19 protein-coding genes and 1 pseudogene are annotated in these 17,133 nt (G+C 61.2%); 9 read left to right on the forward strand and 11 right to left on the reverse strand.

The genetic code is table 11. The features are described 5' to 3' along the window. Nucleotides 1–3: 3 nt before the first annotated feature. Nucleotides 4–825: an enoyl-CoA hydratase gene (locus F3089_RS01615; protein WP_237416604.1), complete on the reverse strand. Its 822-nt coding sequence runs from the start codon at nt 823–825 to the stop codon at nt 4–6. Beyond that, nucleotides 811–1,236, reverse strand: a pseudogene (locus F3089_RS16140) (CoA-binding protein); the annotation flags it as partial. The pseudogene F3089_RS16140 and the gene F3089_RS01615, both read right to left, overlap by 15 nt. A 501-nt stretch (nt 1,237–1,737) precedes the next feature. On the opposite strand from F3089_RS16140, the gene F3089_RS01625 reads away from it, so the two are divergent. Then, nucleotides 1,738–2,241 carry an MOSC domain-containing protein gene (locus tag F3089_RS01625; protein WP_225741640.1) on the forward strand — a complete coding sequence of 168 codons (504 nt, stop codon included), beginning with the start codon at nt 1,738–1,740 and terminating at the stop codon, nt 2,239–2,241. Here the strand turns inward: F3089_RS01625 and F3089_RS01630 are convergent. Continuing rightward, nucleotides 2,234–2,578 (reverse strand): DUF6482 family protein, encoded by a 345-nt coding sequence (locus F3089_RS01630; RefSeq protein WP_151439102.1) that lies wholly within the window; start codon nt 2,576–2,578, stop codon nt 2,234–2,236. The genes F3089_RS01625 and F3089_RS01630 overlap by 8 nt on opposite strands. Before the next feature lie 51 nt (nt 2,579–2,629). Then, complete coding sequence (locus F3089_RS01635) at nt 2,630–3,313, reverse strand: SOUL family heme-binding protein (RefSeq protein WP_225741641.1); 684 nt, start codon at nt 3,311–3,313, stop codon at nt 2,630–2,632. A gap of 101 nt (nt 3,314–3,414) precedes the next feature. On the opposite strand from F3089_RS01635, the gene F3089_RS01640 reads away from it, so the two are divergent. Further along, nucleotides 3,415–3,888, forward strand: coding sequence for a nucleoside deaminase (locus F3089_RS01640; protein ID WP_151439103.1), 474 nt, complete (start codon nt 3,415–3,417; stop codon nt 3,886–3,888). A 19-nt stretch (nt 3,889–3,907) separates the two neighbouring features. Here the strand turns inward: F3089_RS01640 and F3089_RS01645 are convergent, their stop codons facing one another. Next, nucleotides 3,908–4,516 (reverse strand): trimeric intracellular cation channel family protein, encoded by a 609-nt coding sequence (locus tag F3089_RS01645; protein WP_151439104.1) that lies wholly within the window; start codon nt 4,514–4,516, stop codon nt 3,908–3,910. A gap of 110 nt (nt 4,517–4,626) precedes the next feature. On the opposite strand from F3089_RS01645, the gene F3089_RS01650 reads away from it, so the two are divergent. Further along, entirely contained in the window at nt 4,627–5,112 is a 486-nt protein-coding gene (locus tag F3089_RS01650; RefSeq protein ID WP_151439105.1) for a GNAT family N-acetyltransferase, read from the forward strand. Nucleotides 5,113–5,126: 14 nt separating this feature from the next. On the opposite strand, the gene F3089_RS01655 is transcribed toward F3089_RS01650, so the two are convergent. From F3089_RS01655 to pobA, 6 genes are all read right to left on the reverse strand, one after another. Continuing rightward, a complete protein-coding gene (locus F3089_RS01655; protein WP_151439106.1) occupies nt 5,127–5,849 on the reverse strand; it encodes an ABC transporter permease in 723 nt (240 codons plus the stop codon). A gap of 3 nt (nt 5,850–5,852) precedes the next feature. After that, on the reverse strand, nt 5,853–6,557 hold the full coding sequence (locus F3089_RS01660) for an ABC transporter permease (protein WP_151439107.1): 705 nt from the start codon (nt 6,555–6,557) through the stop codon (nt 5,853–5,855). Nucleotides 6,558–6,575: 18 nt separating this feature from the next. Further along, complete coding sequence (locus F3089_RS01665) at nt 6,576–7,328, reverse strand: transporter substrate-binding domain-containing protein (protein ID WP_151439108.1); 753 nt, start codon at nt 7,326–7,328, stop codon at nt 6,576–6,578. Nucleotides 7,329–7,418: 90 nt separating this feature from the next. Beyond that, nucleotides 7,419–8,207, reverse strand: coding sequence for an ABC transporter ATP-binding protein (locus F3089_RS01670; RefSeq protein ID WP_151439109.1), 789 nt, complete (start codon nt 8,205–8,207; stop codon nt 7,419–7,421). A 175-nt stretch (nt 8,208–8,382) separates the two neighbouring features. After that, the gene (locus F3089_RS01675; RefSeq protein WP_151439110.1) at nt 8,383–9,177 is read right to left on the reverse strand and encodes an IclR family transcriptional regulator domain-containing protein; all 795 of its coding nucleotides are present in this window, start codon (nt 9,175–9,177) and stop codon (nt 8,383–8,385) included. Nucleotides 9,178–9,283: 106 nt separating this feature from the next. Beyond that, nucleotides 9,284–10,468 (reverse strand): 4-hydroxybenzoate 3-monooxygenase, encoded by a 1,185-nt coding sequence (pobA, locus tag F3089_RS01680; protein ID WP_151439111.1) that lies wholly within the window; start codon nt 10,466–10,468, stop codon nt 9,284–9,286. Between the two features lie 172 nt (nt 10,469–10,640). Here pobA and F3089_RS01685 point away from each other — a divergent pair, with 172 nt between their 5' ends. From F3089_RS01685 to F3089_RS01710, 6 genes are all read left to right on the forward strand, one after another. Further along, nucleotides 10,641–11,537, forward strand: a complete 897-nt coding sequence (locus F3089_RS01685) for a helix-turn-helix domain-containing protein (protein ID WP_151439112.1) — start codon at nt 10,641–10,643, stop codon at nt 11,535–11,537. An 86-nt stretch (nt 11,538–11,623) separates the two neighbouring features. Beyond that, complete coding sequence (locus tag F3089_RS01690) at nt 11,624–12,958, forward strand: class-II fumarase/aspartase family protein (protein WP_151439113.1); 1,335 nt, start codon at nt 11,624–11,626, stop codon at nt 12,956–12,958. A gap of 124 nt (nt 12,959–13,082) precedes the next feature. Next, nucleotides 13,083–13,913 carry a CoA transferase subunit A gene (locus tag F3089_RS01695; RefSeq protein WP_151439114.1) on the forward strand — a complete coding sequence of 277 codons (831 nt, stop codon included), beginning with the start codon at nt 13,083–13,085 and terminating at the stop codon, nt 13,911–13,913. Continuing rightward, the gene (locus F3089_RS01700) at nt 13,913–14,692 is read left to right on the forward strand and encodes a CoA-transferase subunit beta (protein ID WP_151439115.1); all 780 of its coding nucleotides are present in this window, start codon (nt 13,913–13,915) and stop codon (nt 14,690–14,692) included. The genes F3089_RS01695 and F3089_RS01700 overlap by 1 nt, the downstream gene beginning before the upstream one ends. Nucleotides 14,693–14,701: 9 nt before the next feature. Further along, nucleotides 14,702–15,904, forward strand: a complete 1,203-nt coding sequence (gene pcaF / locus F3089_RS01705) for a 3-oxoadipyl-CoA thiolase (protein ID WP_151439116.1) — start codon at nt 14,702–14,704, stop codon at nt 15,902–15,904. 12 nt (nt 15,905–15,916) lie between these two features. Then, a complete protein-coding gene (locus F3089_RS01710; RefSeq protein WP_151439117.1) occupies nt 15,917–17,101 on the forward strand; it encodes an alpha/beta fold hydrolase in 1,185 nt (394 codons plus the stop codon). Nucleotides 17,102–17,133: the final 32 nt, after the last annotated feature.

Genomic DNA, 17,133 nt, shown 5'->3' on the forward strand with positions numbered 1-17,133 from the left:
GCTTCATTGATCCGACCATTGTGGTCCACGCTTTTCGATAAAAGCGTTGATGCCTTCTTCGGCGTCAGGTTTCATAAGATTATCGACCATGACCCTGGAGGTGTATTCATAGGCGTCGGCGAGTGACATCTCCTGTTGCCGGTAAAACGCTTCCTTACCGGTTTTCAGGGTCATGCTGGATTTCGAGGCAATCGTCTGTGCAATCCCGTGGGTGTAGTCACTGAGCTGTTCTTCCGGCACTGCCCGGTTGATGAGGCCAATGTCCGCCGCCCGTTCCGCCTCAATCATCTCCCCTGTCAGGAGCATTTCCATCGCTGCCTTGCTTCCAACATTCCGGGACAGCGCCACCATCGGAGTTGAACAGAAAAGGCCAATCGTGACACCCGGGGTTGCGAAACGGGCGGAAGGGGAGGCATAGGCCAGGTCACAGCTGGCAACCAGCTGGCAGCCGGCCGCCGTGGCAACGCCATTAACCTCGGCGATTATGGGTTTGGGGTTGGTCACGATCCCCTGCATGACACCACAGCAGGCGGCCATGGTTTCCTCGAAGAAGGCCCGGCCGCCATCCGGGGCCAGGCGTGCCTGTGTCATCTCGCGCAGGTCATGGCCGGCACTGAATGCGCGACCGTTCGCTGCGAGGATGATCACGCGGACGGAGGCATCCTCTGCGGCTTGTTCCAGAGCTGTCCCCAACTGGTTCAGCATGTCCATGGAAAGGGCATTGCGCCGTTCGGTGTCATTCAGGGTCAGGCGCAGGATGCCTTCACTGCTGGTCTCCCGCAGAAGGATGGGATCAGCCAGTTCGATCTTGGGGCACCGGTCCATGACCACCTTCATGCCACTCTGTTCGGCAATGCGTTCCGCCTCTTCATCGTGGATTCCGAGTTGTGCCCAGAATACGTTGGCTCCGATCTGCTGAGCGTCACGGACGATCCCCTTCAGCTCACTGGATGGCCGGAAGACGTCCACCATATCCACGGGCCGCTCGATGGATTGCAGTGATGGATAGACTCTGAGGCCGCAGATTTCAGTTACATCCGGCCGGGGATTGACCGGTATCACCTCGTATCCGGCTCCAGTCAGGAACTGCAGCACCTGGTTGCTTGGTTTGGCTGGGTCAGCGCTGGCACCCACCATGGCAATGCTTCTGACCGATCCCAGAAGCTGCTGAATGTAGTCATCTGAATATTTGGTACCATATCGGGTATTCGTCATAGGTCCTCTCCCACCATTCATTGCCCGACCTTAGCCCTCTGGCAGGAATGCCACAAGGTCAGTGCCTACGGAAGCTGGGTTCCGGCTCGGAGTGCATGGGGCCCGGAGCAGTCAAAGCGGAAGGTGTGTTCAGACTTTCCGCTTGATCGCTACCTGCTGGATGATTTGCCAGAGATGATTTCAATCAGGAGGCGGATACTGAGAAAGAGGCGGCTGACGTGTGCAGGGTCAATTACGGGGTCAGCTTCACCATGATTGCTCCCACGCCGGTAACCGGAGACAATGCGAATCCGCTTTTCAACATGATCCGATCTCCAGGGAGAAGGGCCGGAATGGAACTTCTACAAGTACGTCCTAAATCCGGAAGGGGCGCTGACGGCCAGCTTCCCCAGCCGGGTTGCGCCCTCAGACGAGGAACTGGTCGATGCTGTTGAGTCAGTGCTGAAACAGTAGTGTCTGAGCAGGATGCTCTCTGCTGATCGGTGTCTGACAGGGTCTGTTACAGGATAGGGAATAGCCGTCGTGTCAAAGTCAGAGTCTCTCACAACGCTTCTTGATACCCTGCCTCAGGTGGGGAAAGTGGGCTGGATCGGCATTCGTCCGGCCAGAGGCGAGCCCATGGAGTCACTGGAACGGGTAAGGGTTCATCAGGGCAGTGGCCTTGAGGGCGACCGGTATAATGGGCGGGCAACCAGCCGCAGGCAGGTTACCCTGATCCAGCAGGAGCACCTTCCGGTGATCGCCTCGTGCGCAGGTCATGAAAGCCTGGAGGCAGCAGCTTTGCGGCGTAACCTGGTGGTCTCGGGCATCAATCTTCTGGCCCTGAAGGATAAGCGGTTCCACGTGGGTGAGGTGCTTCTGGAATATACAGGGCCCTGTGACCCATGCAGCAAGATGGAAGCCCTTCTGGGAGCAGGCGGATACAATGCCATGCGTGGTCATGGTGGTATTACAGCCCGGGTTCTGGAAGAGGGCGAAATCGCGCTCGGCGATGATGTATGGCAGGCTGGTTCATCGCCTACCTGAAAGAGATCCTTGTGCCATTGGCCAGAAGTTCTTCCTGGCTCTGCGCCTGGCCCTCAATGCCAATCATTTCGTCCCCGCACTGGTCGCGCCATGTCAGTACCCCATGGGTCAGCCCAATGCTGCCGAGCAGCTCCCGAATTTTGCCTGTGCCGTGAAACGTCAGAGTGCGACCCTGGTCGTTGCTGAGCTGTGTATTACTCTCACCGTCATGCAGGCGCACGGTATAGATGCCATCCATTGACTGAACCTCAACAAGAGGCGCTAGTCCATTGCTCATCGCCTGGGACAGTTCCTTGAGGGTCGCGTGATCGCCCAGTTCATATTTTTGAATTGCCATGGTTGTGCCTCAGCTGATTGTTATTGGGTAGACCTGATTGCACAGGCCCATTTATTCATTGTGGACTGGGATCATGATTTCATTTCGCCGTAAAAACCAGGGTGTGAATGGCGGATTATAGCGCGCCCACACTGGCTCGCCCTCTATCTCCAGATTCTCCTCAGCGATCCATTCCCGGAGTTTTTCAAGGTGGCGGCGGTAGCGTTCTCCCGTCCAGGTTCCCGAGTACTCGATCACTGCGACACGGCGTGCAGGAACAACCCTCAGTGTCACCTCCGGGTTAGTGGGTTCCGGCAGGCTTTCAAGGGTGTAGGAAGCTGGCATCACGAATGACACAGCCCAGCCTGTGCCCGTTTTCCGCTGTTCCACTGGCGCGGTCATATCGATTTCCACTGGATTCGCGGACTGCGTGACCGGTGCCGTCATTGAAATATCGGCGCGGGCCCTGTTGTCGCCGGATATGTAGCCGAACAGACGCTCGAACGCTTTGCCTCCGGCCTCTTCAAACGGAGTATCGACGATGGTTTCGGCGACGATGGTGCTGTCGTAGTCTCTGACCTGAAAGTCGCCCTTTCCCTGTACAACCCTGTAGGCGGGCTGATCCACAAACATTGAACACCCAGAGCCACAGGTAACAATCACGCCGAGTAGTAGAAGTTTTGAAACGTATCTCAAAGGCATTGCATCTTCTCCAAGAGTAAAGGTAAATACGTGGCCTGAGAGAATGTCGATCATTACGAATCCGGCCGATTGATCACTGGTGATATCCGTTTCTGTTGTGCACTATCGGTTTCATACCACTCCGACCCATGAGGTCTCCAGCTAAGGGGCATGCCATGTTGAAAGAAAGTGATACCCAGCACCTGAACCGATGCATTGAACTGGCCCGGGAGGCGCTCGAGGCGGGGGATCTGCCTTTTGGTTCAGTTCTGGTCGATGGCAGGGGCACTGTGCGGGCAGAGGCGCGAAACCAGAGCATTACCGGTGATCCCACCCGGCATCCGGAGTTTGATCTGGCTCGCTGGGCGGGCATCAACATGACGGCTGAGGAGCGGGCGGAAGCTACTGTGTACACTTCGGGAGAACATTGCCCCATGTGCTCAGCCGCGCATGCGTGGGCCGGCCTTGGGCGGATTGTCTTTGCCAGTTCCGGGGAGCAGCTGAAAGGGTGGCTATCGGAGCTGGGTGTTGAGGCATTCCCCGTGCATCTCCTGCCGGTTCAGGACATTGCACCCGGGGTTCGGGTGGACGGGCCGGTCAGCGGACTGGCAGAGCAGGTCCGTGAGCTCCATTACCGATGTCATGAGTAAAGGCTGGATCAATGGGGGTTTAACGGCCCTTGGGAATGGAGGGAAGATGCAGGCCGCGGCGGATCGCGACCAGACGCAGAGCAATAACAACCACCACACCGGCGGAAAATGCCAGCGTTCCCGGAGTGGATAGTGCCAGCAGTGTGAGATACACCGCGATCCCTGCGATCGCGGCAGTGGCATAGATTTCCTTCTGCAGGACCAGTGGCACACGGGCTGTAATCACATCCCGGAGCATCCCGCCCATGACGCCTGTCATTGCGCCCATGATGACCACAATCAGCGGTGAATGACCCGCTTCCATGGTCAGCTTTGCCCCGGACATCGCGAAAATGGCCAGTCCAAAGGCATCGGCAACCAGAAAGAGGAACCCGGGAGGCGGTCGCCTGGCAAGATACAGAACCGTGGCTGCAACAGAGGCCAGTATCGTAACCAGGTACCACTCGTTGACCACCCAGAAGATCGGATGGTGCCCGAGGATCAGATCCCGGAGTGTGCCACCGCCAATCGCCGTCAGTGTGGCGACAATGACCACCCCGAAAATATCGAGGTTACGGTCACGGGTAGCAAGTACGCCACTGGCGGCGAACACGGCAACCCCGGTCAGATCCAGGTAATAGAGAAGCATGGGGGCATCGTCATCAACTATGAAACTTGGCTCGGTCCGTTAGTATAATGCGCTCAACTGTCTACTGTATCAGGGTCCTGGCAGTGTTCTGTTGGTTACAGGAGTAGTAAGTGTCCGAAATAGAAATCCGCCCGGCCACCATTGAGGATGCGGAACTGATCCTCGGATTTGTCCGGGAACTCGCGATCTATGAAAAAGCGGAGCGAGAGGTATCGGCGACAGTGGCCGATATTGAAAAGGCGCTTTTCCGCAGTGAAACACCAACGCAAGCCTTGATCTGCAGCGCTGCCGGCAGGCCCATCGGTTTTGCGGTCTATTTCTTCAATTTCTCAACGTGGCTGGGCAAGCATGGGCTCTACCTTGAGGATCTCTATGTATCCCCTGAATACAGGGGGAGGGGAGCCGGCAAAGCACTTCTCAGGCACCTCGCTCAGATCGCCGTATCAAAGGGGTGCGGTCGCTTTGAATGGACGGTGCTGAACTGGAACGAACCGGCAAGACGGTTCTATGAGTCCATCGGCGCGGAACCCCAGAGCGAGTGGGTGAACTATCGGCTGGCGGGGCAGGCGCTGGCGGACTTTGCCGCCAGCTCGTAGGTCTGACGTAAAGGTTACTGGTTCAGAGGGCTCTGGTGCTTGAGCAGATGGCGCTCCAGACGCCGGAAGGCATAGACGATCAGGAATGTCAGCGCCATATAGATCAGGGCAACGGCAATGAACGCCGTGAATGGCGCGTAGAAGCGGGAGTAGATGTCCCGGGCGGCACCGGTCAGATCCACGATGGTGACCACGCTGGCAATGGCGCTGGCGTGGAGCATGAAGATGACTTCGTTGGAATAGGCCTGGATAGCCCGGCGGAACGCACTTGGCAGGATGATACGGCGCATGCGCAGGGCCCAGGACATCCCGTAGGCTTTGGCCGCCTCGACCTCGCCCGGGGGCGTTGCCATCAGCGCGCCGCGGATGATCTCCGTGGTGTAGGCCGCAGTGTTGAGTGTGAAGGCCAGAAGCGCCGGGTAGAACGGATCCCGGAAGATATCCCACCAGAAGGTCTCCTGGATGCCCTCAATCTGGCCAATGCCGTAATAGATGATGTAGAGCTGGATGAGCAGTGGCGTGCCCCGGAAAAGGTAGGTGTAGAGCCAGACCGGGCCTGACACGAACGGGTTTCTTACGGTACGCAGAATGGCCAGGGGGACGGCCATCAGCAATCCGATCACCAGCGACAGGAACACCAGCTGGACGGTCGTGGTCAGCCCGCCCCAGTAGTGCATCACCGTGGTCGCAGTGAAGATCTCGTTCTGGTTGAGCAGCTCCGAGAGGAATTCGGGCATGGCTCAGATGCCTCCCACGACGCCGGCATTGGCGCGCCGGTTCAGCCACTTGATGGCCAGCTCGGTGATGGCCGTCAGGGACAGGTACATCACGGCGACCGGAATGAAGAACTTGAACGGGGCGTGCTCCGCCTTGCTGGCCTGTTCGGCGATGCGGACCATGTCCGACAGACCAATGACCGAGACCAGGGCCGTGGTCTTGAGCAGCACCTGCCAGTTGTTGCCGATGCCGGGCAGGGCATGGCGCAGCATCTGGGGGAACATGATCCGGAAGAAAACCTGGAGGCGGTTCATGCCATAGGCCCGTCCCGCCTCGATCTGACCGGTCGGGACGGCCAGGAAGGCACCGCGGAATGTCTCCGTCATGTAGGCACCGAAGATCAGCCCTATGGTCAGCACCCCGGACATGAAGGGATCAAACTGAACAAAGAAGTCGATCCCGTGGTTGTAGTAGAGGTAGTCCGACAGCTGGTTCATCAGAACCTGGCCGCCGTAGTAGAACAGCATCATCATCACCAGATCCGGAATGCCGCGGATTACCGTGGTGTAGAAGGTAGCGACGCCCCTTGCTGACCGGCTGCCCGAGAGCTTGGCGGAGGCTCCGAGCAGCCCGATGGCGAGGGCCAGCGCCAGGGCGGCGAAGGCGAGCTCCGTGGTGACGATGGCACCGCGGAGCAGCTCCGGGCCATAGCCGTGGAAATCAAGCATGGATATGGCCATCCGTGACTACATCTTGATGCTGTAATCGAAATAGCGGTTCATGATGGCGTCATAGGTACCATCGTTTTTCAGCGTCTCAAGCGCCTTATTGATTTCTTTCGCCAGCGCCTTGTCACGCTTGCGCATGGCCACCGCCACGCCCTTGCCAAGCTTGACCGGTTCGCCGATTTCCTTGAAGTTGTCCCGGGTCAGGAAGTATTCCTCGCCCACCGGGTAATCCACGAACACCAGATCAAGCCGGTCGCTCTCAAGATCCAGCGCCATATCATCGGCGGTGGTATAGCGCTTGACCTCAACAATGTTGCCCAGGTTCTCGGTCACGTAGTTGTCCATGGTGGTGCCGCGCTGCACACCGACAACCCTGCCTTCCATCGCAGAGCGGTCGGTAACGTCCACACTGGTGCTTTTCTTCGCGAACCAGCCGCCCGGTGTACGGTAATAGGGCTCGGAAAACAGTACACGTTTCGCGCGCTGCTCGGTGATGGACATGGAGGACATGATGGCGTCGTACTTGCGCGCCATAAGGCCGGGAATCATGCCGTCCCAGGCCTGAACCACGAAGTCACACTCACGGTTCATCTCTTCGCACATGGCTTCTGCAAGTTCCACTTCGAAGCCGGTCAGTTCGCCTTCCGGCGTCCTGTACTCAAAGGGTTCGTAGGGAACGTCAAACGCGATGCGGAGCGGGCGCTCCTGGGCCTGTGCCAAGCCGGTCACCATGGCAAGGATACAGCCTGCGGCGATCAAGAATTGTTTCATGGTGGTGACTCCGTGGTTCTGTGATTGAGACGTTGAGTGATTGTTCGAAAAGCGCGCAGGATAGCAAGGATCAGGCCAGCCCGGGAAACATCAGAATGTCGATCTCTGAAAGTTGGGGGCCAGGAACTGCTTTACGCGCTCTGAGGACGGGTTGTTGAAGACCTGTTCCGGAGAGCCCTGTTCCTCGATCCGGCCCTGATGCAGGAACATGACCTGGCTGCACACATCCCGGGCAAAAGCCATTTCATGGGTGACCACGATCATGGTGCGGCCTTCTTCGGCCAGCTTCTGCATCACCCGCAGGACATCCCCGACCAGTTCCGGATCCAGTGCCGAGGTGGGTTCATCGAACAGCATGACTTCCGGCTCCATGGCCAGTGCCCGGGCTATGGCGGCGCGCTGCTGCTGCCCGCCTGAGATCTGGGCCGGGTAATAGTCCTTGCGTTCACGGATGCCCACTTTCTCCAGGTAGGCTTCGGCGCGCTCGATGGCTTCCTTCTTCGGAACCTTCAGAACGTGCACTGGCGCCTCGATGATGTTCTCCAGAACGGTCATGTGGGACCAGAGGTTGAAGTTCTGGAACACCATGGACAGGCGAGCGCGGATCCGCTCCACCTGGCCCTGATCCGCCGGAACGCGGACCCCCTTGCGGTTCTGTCTGAACTGGATGGGCTCCCCGTGGACGATCACCTCGCCGGACGTCGGCGTTTCCAGCAGGTTGAGGCAACGCAGGAAGGTGCTCTTGCCGGAGCCGGAGCTACCGATCATGGACACGACGTCGCCTTTGCGCGCCTCCAGGTCCAGTCCCTGAAGAACCGGCGTGTCCCCGAAAAACTTGTGGATATTGCGGCAGACGAGAGGCGCACTGTCATCGGCCATGGGGAGGCTCCTGAGTTTGTGGTAGGCGCTTTTTACGGACTGTGACGGCAAAAATCAATAGTGCATTGGCGAAGTAACGGGAGCCGGGAAGCCATCATGACTCTGAGCGTGAGGATGGTGGATTGACAGATGGCGACTGACGGACCTTCAGGTGGAGCCTGTGGCAGGCGCTCCGTTATGAGGAGATGGACGACTGGATCGCCTTAGCCTTGTCCCGGAGCAGCGTCAGGTACTCGCTGGTGAGTGTCTCCATATCCACCCGCGCTGCGTTGGTGCTGATGTTGATGGCGCCCAGGAGACGGCCATTGGCGTCGAACGCGGGTACGGCCAGGGAGCGCAGTCCGGAGTCCAGTTCCTGATCGGTGATGGCGTAACCGTGACGCCGCACCGATTCGATACAGGCTTTGAGCTCCCCTTTGTCCGTGATGGTTTTCGCCGTGTGGGGCTCCAGAGTGATCCGTTCGAGATAGGCATCGAGCTCCGGCTCCGGGAGTTGGGCCAGCAGGGCACGCCCCATGGAGGTGTAGGCCGCGGGCAGGCGCGTACCCACCGAAAGCGTGATGGCCATCAGCCGGTGCGGTGCGGAGGAGCGGGCCACGTAGATGACGTCATCGCCATCCAGTACGCCAAGGGACGATGATTCACCGCACTGGTCCGTGATCTCCTCGAGATACTTCTGGATGACGTTGCGGTAGCTGTTGGAAGCCAGATAGGAGTAGCCCAGCTGCAGGACCCGGGGCGTGAGCTCAAAGTAGCGCTGGGTCTTGCGCACGTAGCCCAGCGAGTGCAGCGTCAGCAGAAAGCGCCGGGCCTTGGCGCGGTTCATGCCGGTGCGCTCCGCCACTTCGCTCAGTGTCATGCGCGGATGCGCGTCATCAAAGGCCATGATCACATCCAGGCCGCTGGCCAGCGCCGTTACGTAATCGCGGTTCTCGGGCTTGATAACGTCGTCCGGTGAAGTATCAGGCATGGGTCTCCAGTCGCTGTCTGTGCAGGTTGATCATCAGGAACAGCGGATGGTAGCACGATGTTCGTATGGCGAACAAATGGTTGTGCCATACGAACCCCCGCGCTGGTTACTCCAGTGACTCGTAGGGCAGTCCCACGTAGTTCTCCGCGATGGTCTTCAGCCCTGCTTCGGAACTGGTGACGTAGTCGATCTCTGCCTGCTGCATACGCGTGGCGAAATCCTCCTCCTCCGTGAAGCGGTGGAGCATGCTGGTCATCCACCAGGAGAACCGCTCCGCCTTCCAGACGCGCTTGAGGCAGGTGGGGGAGTAGTTCGGGATCAGGTCCGTCCGGCCCTCGTGATACACCTTCACCATCAGGCGGTACAGGGTGTTCACATCACTGGCGGCCAGGTTGAGCCCCTTGGCGCCGGTCGGGGGTACGATGTGTGCTGCATCCCCGGCCAGGAACAGCCGGCCGTGCTGCATCGGCTCGGCAACGAAACTCTTCAGCGGCGCGATGCTCTTCTCCAGCGAGGGCCCGGTGACCAGGTTGGCTGCCACATCGCTCGGGATCCGGCGCTTGAGCTCTTCCCAGAAGCGTTCGTCCGACCAGTCCTCAACCTTTTCGTTTGAGGGCACCTGGAGGTAGTAGCGGCTGCGGGTTTCAGAGCGCATGCTGCACAGCGCAAAACCGCGCTCGTGCTGGGCGTAGATGAGTTCCTCCGTCACCGGGGGCGTATCCGCCAGCAGGCCCAGCCAGCCGAAGGGGTAGACCCGTTCGAACTCCTTCAGCCGGTCCTGCGGGATGGATTTGCGGGAGACGCCATGGAAGCCGTCACAGCCGGCCACGTAGTCGCAGTCCAGGCGGTGGGTCTCGCCATCCTTGTCGAAGGTCAGGTAGGGATGATCGGTTTCCAGATCATGGGGCTGGACATTCGTTGCCTCATAGATGCTGCGACCCCCGGTGGCCTCCCGGCCCTCCATCAGATCCCGGGTGATCTCGGTCTGGCCATAGACCATGACCGTGCTGCCTCCGGTCAGTCCCGCCAGATCAACCCGCACGCGGCGATTGTCAAAGGCCAGCTCCACGCCGCTGTGGGGCAGACCCTCGCGGTCCATGCGCTCGTGGACGCCCGCCTCCCGCAGCAGGTCCACCATGCCCTGTTCCAGAACGCCGGCCCGGATCCGACTGAGCACGTAGTCGCCGGATTTGCGCTCGACGATGACGTTGTCGATGCCCTGGCGGGTCAGAAGCTGGCCAAGCAGCAGCCCCGAGGGCCCTGCACCGATGATGGCGACCTGGGTTTTCATGGTGTTTGCTCCGTTGTGTCCCGGTTGATCGAATTAACGGACATTTGTTCGTTATGCGTATTGTATTTTTCAATGAAAACGATCGATAATTTAAGGCACAATCCCAATGGGATTTTGGACATTTCCAATATCCGGGGCGTTTCCTGCTCCGGATGGCTCAGACGGAGGTCCCATGGCCGGCGCCAGCGTTCCCGTTTTCAAACTCTATGGAGAAACCCATCACTGGCCCACGCCGGATCTTCTCCACTGCGAGTCCATCCCGGAGCGCAGTCAGCTGCACGACTGGCATATCCACCCGCACCGTCATACCGACCTGGTGCATCTGCTGTATGTCTCGGCGGGCAGACTCACGCTGGAAATGGAAGGTGAGAGTCGGGAACAGGTGGCACCGCTGCTGATTGTGGTTCCGGCCATGAGTATCCATGGGTTCCACTTCTCGCCGGATACCGATGGGGCAATCCTGACGCTGGCCCAGCCCATGGTGGAACAGCTTGAGTCACGCCTGGGATCCGTGGCCCGGGTGCTGCTGCGCCGGGGGGCTTACCCGGCCGGAGGTACTGTTCAGGGAGGGCGTATTGCGGCGCTGTTCCGCCAGCTGCGCGAAGAGTACCTCCAGCCAGCACAGGGCAGGGAACTGATTCTGGAGTCGTTGGCGTCAGCGCTGACCGTGGAGGCTTGCCGCCTGATGGAGACACAGGCGCCGCGGGGATCGGTCCATTCCGGGCCATCGGATCGCGCCGAGGAACACATTCACAACTACCAGGCGCTGATCGAGGGCCAGTTCCGGCAACAGCCCAGCGTGGAGGCTTTTGCGGGCCAACTGGGGCTGACCGGGGCGCACCTGAACCTGCTGTGCCGGCGGCTGGTGGGGCGCAGTGCCCTGGAGCTCCTGCATGAGCGGCTGCTGCTGGAGGCCAAGCGCCAGCTCACCTACACCAACATGGGCATCGGGCAGGTCGCTGAGAGCCTGGGGTTCTCGGAGCCTGCGTATTTTACCCGTTTCTTCAAGCGCCTGACCGGGTATGCGCCCCGTGATTTCCGTCAGCGTCAGCGTTCGCTGCCAGCCTGATTCCTGCCCGGGGGATGGCATCCGCAATCCGAACAAATGTACGCTATAAGTCTGTCCAGACACATCCGCCGCCCGGGAGGTTTGCAATGACGGCGTCTTTCCTGAAACACCCCTTCATGGGGCAGAGCGCGCTCAGTGAGTGTGATGATCAGGCCATGGTCTCGGCCATGCTGGAAGTGGAGCTGGCGCTGACCCGTGCCCAGGAGGACGCGGGTGCGTTTCCCGTCGGCGTGGCGGACCAGCTCAGGGAACATCTGGAAGGGGCGGATTTCGATCTTGCCGGTATTGCCCGGGAAACCCTCAATGGCGGCAATGCGGCCATCCCGTTTGTGAAGCAGGGCCGGGCGCTTCTGCCACAGGAGCTCAGGTGCTACTGGCACCAGGGCGCTACAAGCCAGGACCTGGTGGACAGCGCGCTGATGCGCCTGATGGTGCCCCGGCTAAGGGCGGTGGACGGGCTGCTGCAGCGCTGCGGCAGTGCGGCTCTGACGTTGATGGAACGGCACGCGGCAACGCCCATGGTCGGCCGTACCCTGATGCAGCAGGCACTGCCGATCACCTTTGGTGTGAAAGTGGCCCATTGGGCCGTCGGGCTGGAGCAGTGCCGTCGCCGGCTGATGGCTGTTGAACTGCCGGTGCAGTTCGGAGGTGCGGTCGGTGTGCATTCAGGCTGGGACAGCACAGGGCTTGGTTTGATGGATGCCATGGCCCGACAGCTTGGGTTGAGCGCTCCGGTGATGCCCTGGCATACCGATCGTTACCCCATCCACACGCTGGGCACCGCTCTGGACGCCGTTGCCGGTGCGGCCGAGAAGGTGGCGCTTGATGTGGCGCTTCTCACCCAGACCGAGATTGGTGAGGTCGCGGAACCGGCCGCCCCGGGGATGGGGGAGTCCTCCTCCATGCCGCACAAGCGTAACCCGGTACGCAGCGCCCTGATCCGCAGTGCCGCGCGTCAGGTCCATGGCCACGCCGGCACCCTGATGAACGCCGCAGCCCAGCCGCTCGAGCGGGGGCTCGGTGAGTGGCACGCGGAGTGGGCGCCGTTGATGGAAAGCGCTCTGCTTGTGGAGGGTGCCCTGGAGCAGCTGGTGCCGCTTCTGGAAGGCCTGGAGGTTCACCCGGAGGCCATGCGGCGCAACCTTGCGGTGACAGGGGGCGGCATCATGGCTGAACCGGTTGCCCGCCTGCTTACCCCCGCTCTGGGCGCGGAGGCGGCCAGGGCCGTGAGCGCCGAGGCCGCGGAAACCGCCCGCAGGGAGTCGCGTCCCTATGCGGAGGTCCTTGCGGCGCATCCCCGTGTTGCGGGCCAAGTGCCCGCAGAGGAACTGCACACCGCCTGTGATCCCGCAGCCTATACCGGGAGCAGCGGCGCCCAGATTGAGCGGGCCAGGCAGTGGCTCACGGCTCCAGCGCGCTGAGGGTCTTTTTTCGGCCATTTGACTTGGCAGGGTGTTCGGGAGTAACTTGTTCGTATAAAGAATATATGTTCGTTGAGCGAACTTATAGTCTGCGAGTCCCAACAAGTCAGAAGAGGCATCCACCATGGCCGAGTTTCTCAGCCTTCATGACGCGGTGGCGCGCTACGTTCAGGACGGTTCCACCGTGGCCATGGAAGGCTTCACCCACCTGATCCCCTTCGCCGCGGGCCATGAGGTCATCCGGCAGAAAAAGCGGGACCTTACCCTGATCCGGATGACGCCGGACCTGATCTATGATCAGCTCATTGGCGCCGGCTGCGCCCGGAAAGTGATCTTTTCCTGGGGCGGCAACCCCGGGGTCGGCTCACTGCATCGCCTGCGCGATGCCGTGGAAAAGGGCTGGCCGCATCCGGTTGAGATTCTGGAACACAGCCACGCCGCCATGGCCTGTGCCTTTGAAGCTGGCGCGGCCGGCCTGCCGATGGCGGTGTTGCGCGGTTACATCGGCAGTGAACTGCCGAGCGTGAACGAGCAGATCCGGTTCATCGAGTGCCCGTTCACCGGTGAGCGGCTGGCTGCCGTGCCCTCCGTCCGTCCGGATACTTCCATCGTTCATGCCCAGAAGGCGGACCGTCACGGCAATGTCCTCATCGAAGGCATTGTCGGGGTCCAGAAGGAGGCGGTGCTGGCGGCGAGTCAGAGCATCATCACGGTTGAGGAGATCGTCGATGAGCTGGATACACACCCGAATGCATGCGTGCTCCCCAGCTGGGCCATCGATGCCATTGCGGTTGCGGAGAAGGGGGCGCTGCCCTCTTACACTCACGGCTATTACGAGCGCGATAACCGCTTCTACAAGAAGTGGGATGAAATCGCCCGCGACCGTGACAGCTTCACCCAGTGGCTCAACGATCATGTGCTGAACAGCGCCGAAAGCGTGGGAGGTCAAGCCTGATGGGTTCCGAGTACACCAACTCTGAAATGATGACGGTAACGGCGGCCCGCGCGCTGGAGAACGGCACAACCTGCTTTGTCGGCATTGGTCTCCCTTCAGAGGCGGCCAATCTGGCCCGGCTGACCCATGCCCCGGACGTGGTGCTGATCTACGAATCCGGCACCCTGCAGACAAAACCCGACATCCTGCCCTTGTCGATCGGCGACGGCGAGCTCAGTGATTCCGCGCTGACCACGGTGGCGGTTCCGGAGATGTTCCGGTACTGGCTCCAGGGCGGCAAGGTCGATGTGGGCTTCCTGGGCACGGCACAGATTGATCGCTTCGCCAACCTCAACACCACGCTGATCGGCGACTACAGGGAACCCAAGGTTCGCCTTCCGGGCGGCGGTGGTGCCCCGGAGATCGCAACCAGTGCCGGGGAGGTCTTCATCACCCTCAAGCACTCGAAGCGGGCGTTCGTGAAGGACGTGGATTTCATCACCACGGTTGGCTTTGGTCGTGACGGCAAGGCGCGCGACGGTGTCCCGAACATCGGCCGTGGCCCGAGCCGTGTGATCACGGACCTGTGCGTGATGAAGCCGGACGCAGAGACCCGGGAGCTGGTAGTGGTGTCTCTGCACCCCGGCGTGACCCGGGAGGACGTCGTTGAGGCCACCGGCTGGGAGATCCGGTTCGCGGAGCAGCTGGAAACCACGCCGGTGCCCGATGAGAATGAACTGTCGATCCTGCGCGAGCTCAAGGCGCGTACGGAACGGGCCCACTCCGGTCAGCAGGAATAGGGAGGCATCATGGAAAATGTTTATCTGTGTCATCCGCGCCGCACGGCGGTCGGTCGTTTCGGCGGGACCCTGGCGAGTGTGCGCCCGGATGATGTTGCCGCCACTATTTTCAGGGCTGTGCTGGAGCAGGCGCCCGGGCTCGAGCCCGCGGCTATCGATGATGTCTTCATGGGCTGCTCCAACCAGGCGGGCGAGGATAACCGTAATGTGGCGCGCATGGCGTCGCTGCTGGCCGGCCTGCCGACATCGGTACCCGGAACAACCATGAACCGCCTCTGCGGATCCGGTATGGATTCCGTGGGCACCGCCTTCCGCGCCATCCGCGCCGGCGAAATGGGCGTGGCACTGGCTGGTGGCGTGGAGTCCATGTCCCGCGCGCCCTATGTGATGGGCAAGGCCGAAAGCGCATTTGCGCGCGGGCAGAAGATCGAGGACACAACCATCGGCTGGCGCTTCGTCAATCCGGTCATGAAGCGCGACTTCGGCATCGACTCCATGCCCGAGACGGCCGAGAACGTGGCCGAGGAATTCGGCATCGCCCGGGAGGATCAGGACGCCTTTGCCCTGCGCTCCCAACAGAAGGCCGCCAGCGCCCAGCAGTCAGGGCGGCTGGGGCAGGAGATCACCCCCATCGAGGTGCCCCGTCGCAAGCAGGACCCGCTGATCTTTGATCAGGACGAACACCTGCGCGAAACCAGCCTGGAGAAGCTGGCGGCCCTGCCCACCCCCTTCCGTGAGGGTGGGACCGTGACCGCCGGTAATGCCTCCGGCGTGAATGACGGTGCCGGTGCGATGCTGGTCGCCGGTGAGCAGGCCGTTAATACACACGGTCTCAAACCCATGGCCCGGGTCATCGGCATGGCGACAGCCGGGGTCGAACCGCGCATCATGGGCTATGGGCCGGTACCGGCGGTGAAGAAGCTGCTGGCGCGCACCGGCATGAGCCTGGATGACATCGACGTCATCGAGCTCAATGAGGCGTTCGCTTCCCAGTCGCTGGCGTGCATGCGCGATCTCGCCCTGGCGGACGACGACCCCAGGGTCAACCCGAATGGTGGCGCCATCGCCCTGGGTCATCCACTGGGGATGTCCGGCACCCGCCTGCTGGTGACCGCCATGCATGAACTGCAGAACACCGGCAAGCGCTACGCACTGTGCACCATGTGCATTGGCGTTGGGCAGGGCATCGCGACACTGATTGAGCGGGCATAAACGGAGGCTTCCATGGCGTTTCTTTCTCACAATGGCCGCAGCGTGGCCTACCGCCTCCTGGGCGCCGAGGCGAATCCACTGGTGGTGCTGGCCCATCCCCTGGGCATGACCCAGGCCGTCTGGGACGACATCCTGCCCATGCTGCTGCCCCGTTACCGGGTGCTGACCTGGGATCTGCCGGGCCATGGCGCCAGCGAGGCCGTGGGTGGCGATCGGGTGAGCCCGGAGGATCTGGCCGCCGAGGCACTGGCGCTGGTGGATCATGCAGGTGCTGGCCGTTTCCATTTCGTGGGCACCTCCATCGGGGGCGTGGTGGGTCAGCAGCTGATCGCCGCCCACAGTGACCGGCTTCTTTCCGCCACTCTGACCAACACCGGTGCGGTCATCGGTAATGCTGAACTCTGGAACACGCGCGCCCAGCGGGTGCGCACCGAGGGTCTGGCCACGGCGGCCGCTGACATCGTGCCCCGCTGGTTCGCGCCATCGGCGTTTGAGGTGGAACCCGGACTGGAAGCGGGGTGGTGTGTCCAGATGGGGCGTGGCGACGATGAATCCTACGCCCAGCTCTGCGAGCTGCTGGGGCGTGCCTCGTTCATGGGGCAGTTCAAGGGCGTTGCTTCCGATGCCGCGGCACCGAAGGTCTGCCTTTTCGGGGGCACCGAAGACCAGGCAACGCCCTCCGCGACTCTGGAAACCCTCGCGGGTGAGCTTAATGGGGCTCCCCTGGAGATCCTGCAAGGCGTCGGGCACGTGCCTTCCGTCGAGGTTCCCCGGCTCTTCGCAGAGAAGCTGGTGAAGGTTCTGGCGGTCGAGTGTGGGGATGTGGGCGCGAACGGCGTTGACTACGCCACCGGCCTGGAAACCCGCAAGCAGGTGCTGGGTGAGGAGCACGTGGCCCGCTCCACCCAGAACATGAACAGTCTCGATGCCCCCTTCCAGCAGATGATCACCCGCCTTGCCTGGGGCGAGCTGTGGGGCAATGAGGATCTTGGGCGCCGAGAGCGCAGCCTGATCACCACCGGCATCCTGGCCGCCCTGGGGCGTGAGGAGCTGGAGCTGCATCTGAAGACCGCGAAACGCATCGGCATCACCGAGGCGGAGATGCGCCAGGTTCTGATGCATGTAGCGGTCTACGGTGGGGTGCCCGCGGCCAATCATGCCTTTGCCATGGCGAAGGAACTGGGCTGGGGCGAGTGATCCCGGAGACCGTCAGACACAACGTTTGAGGA

This window comes from Halospina sp. K52047b (assembly GCF_008709855.1).
GTDB classification, from domain to species: domain Bacteria; phylum Pseudomonadota; class Gammaproteobacteria; order Pseudomonadales; family Oleiphilaceae; genus Halospina; species Halospina utahensis_B.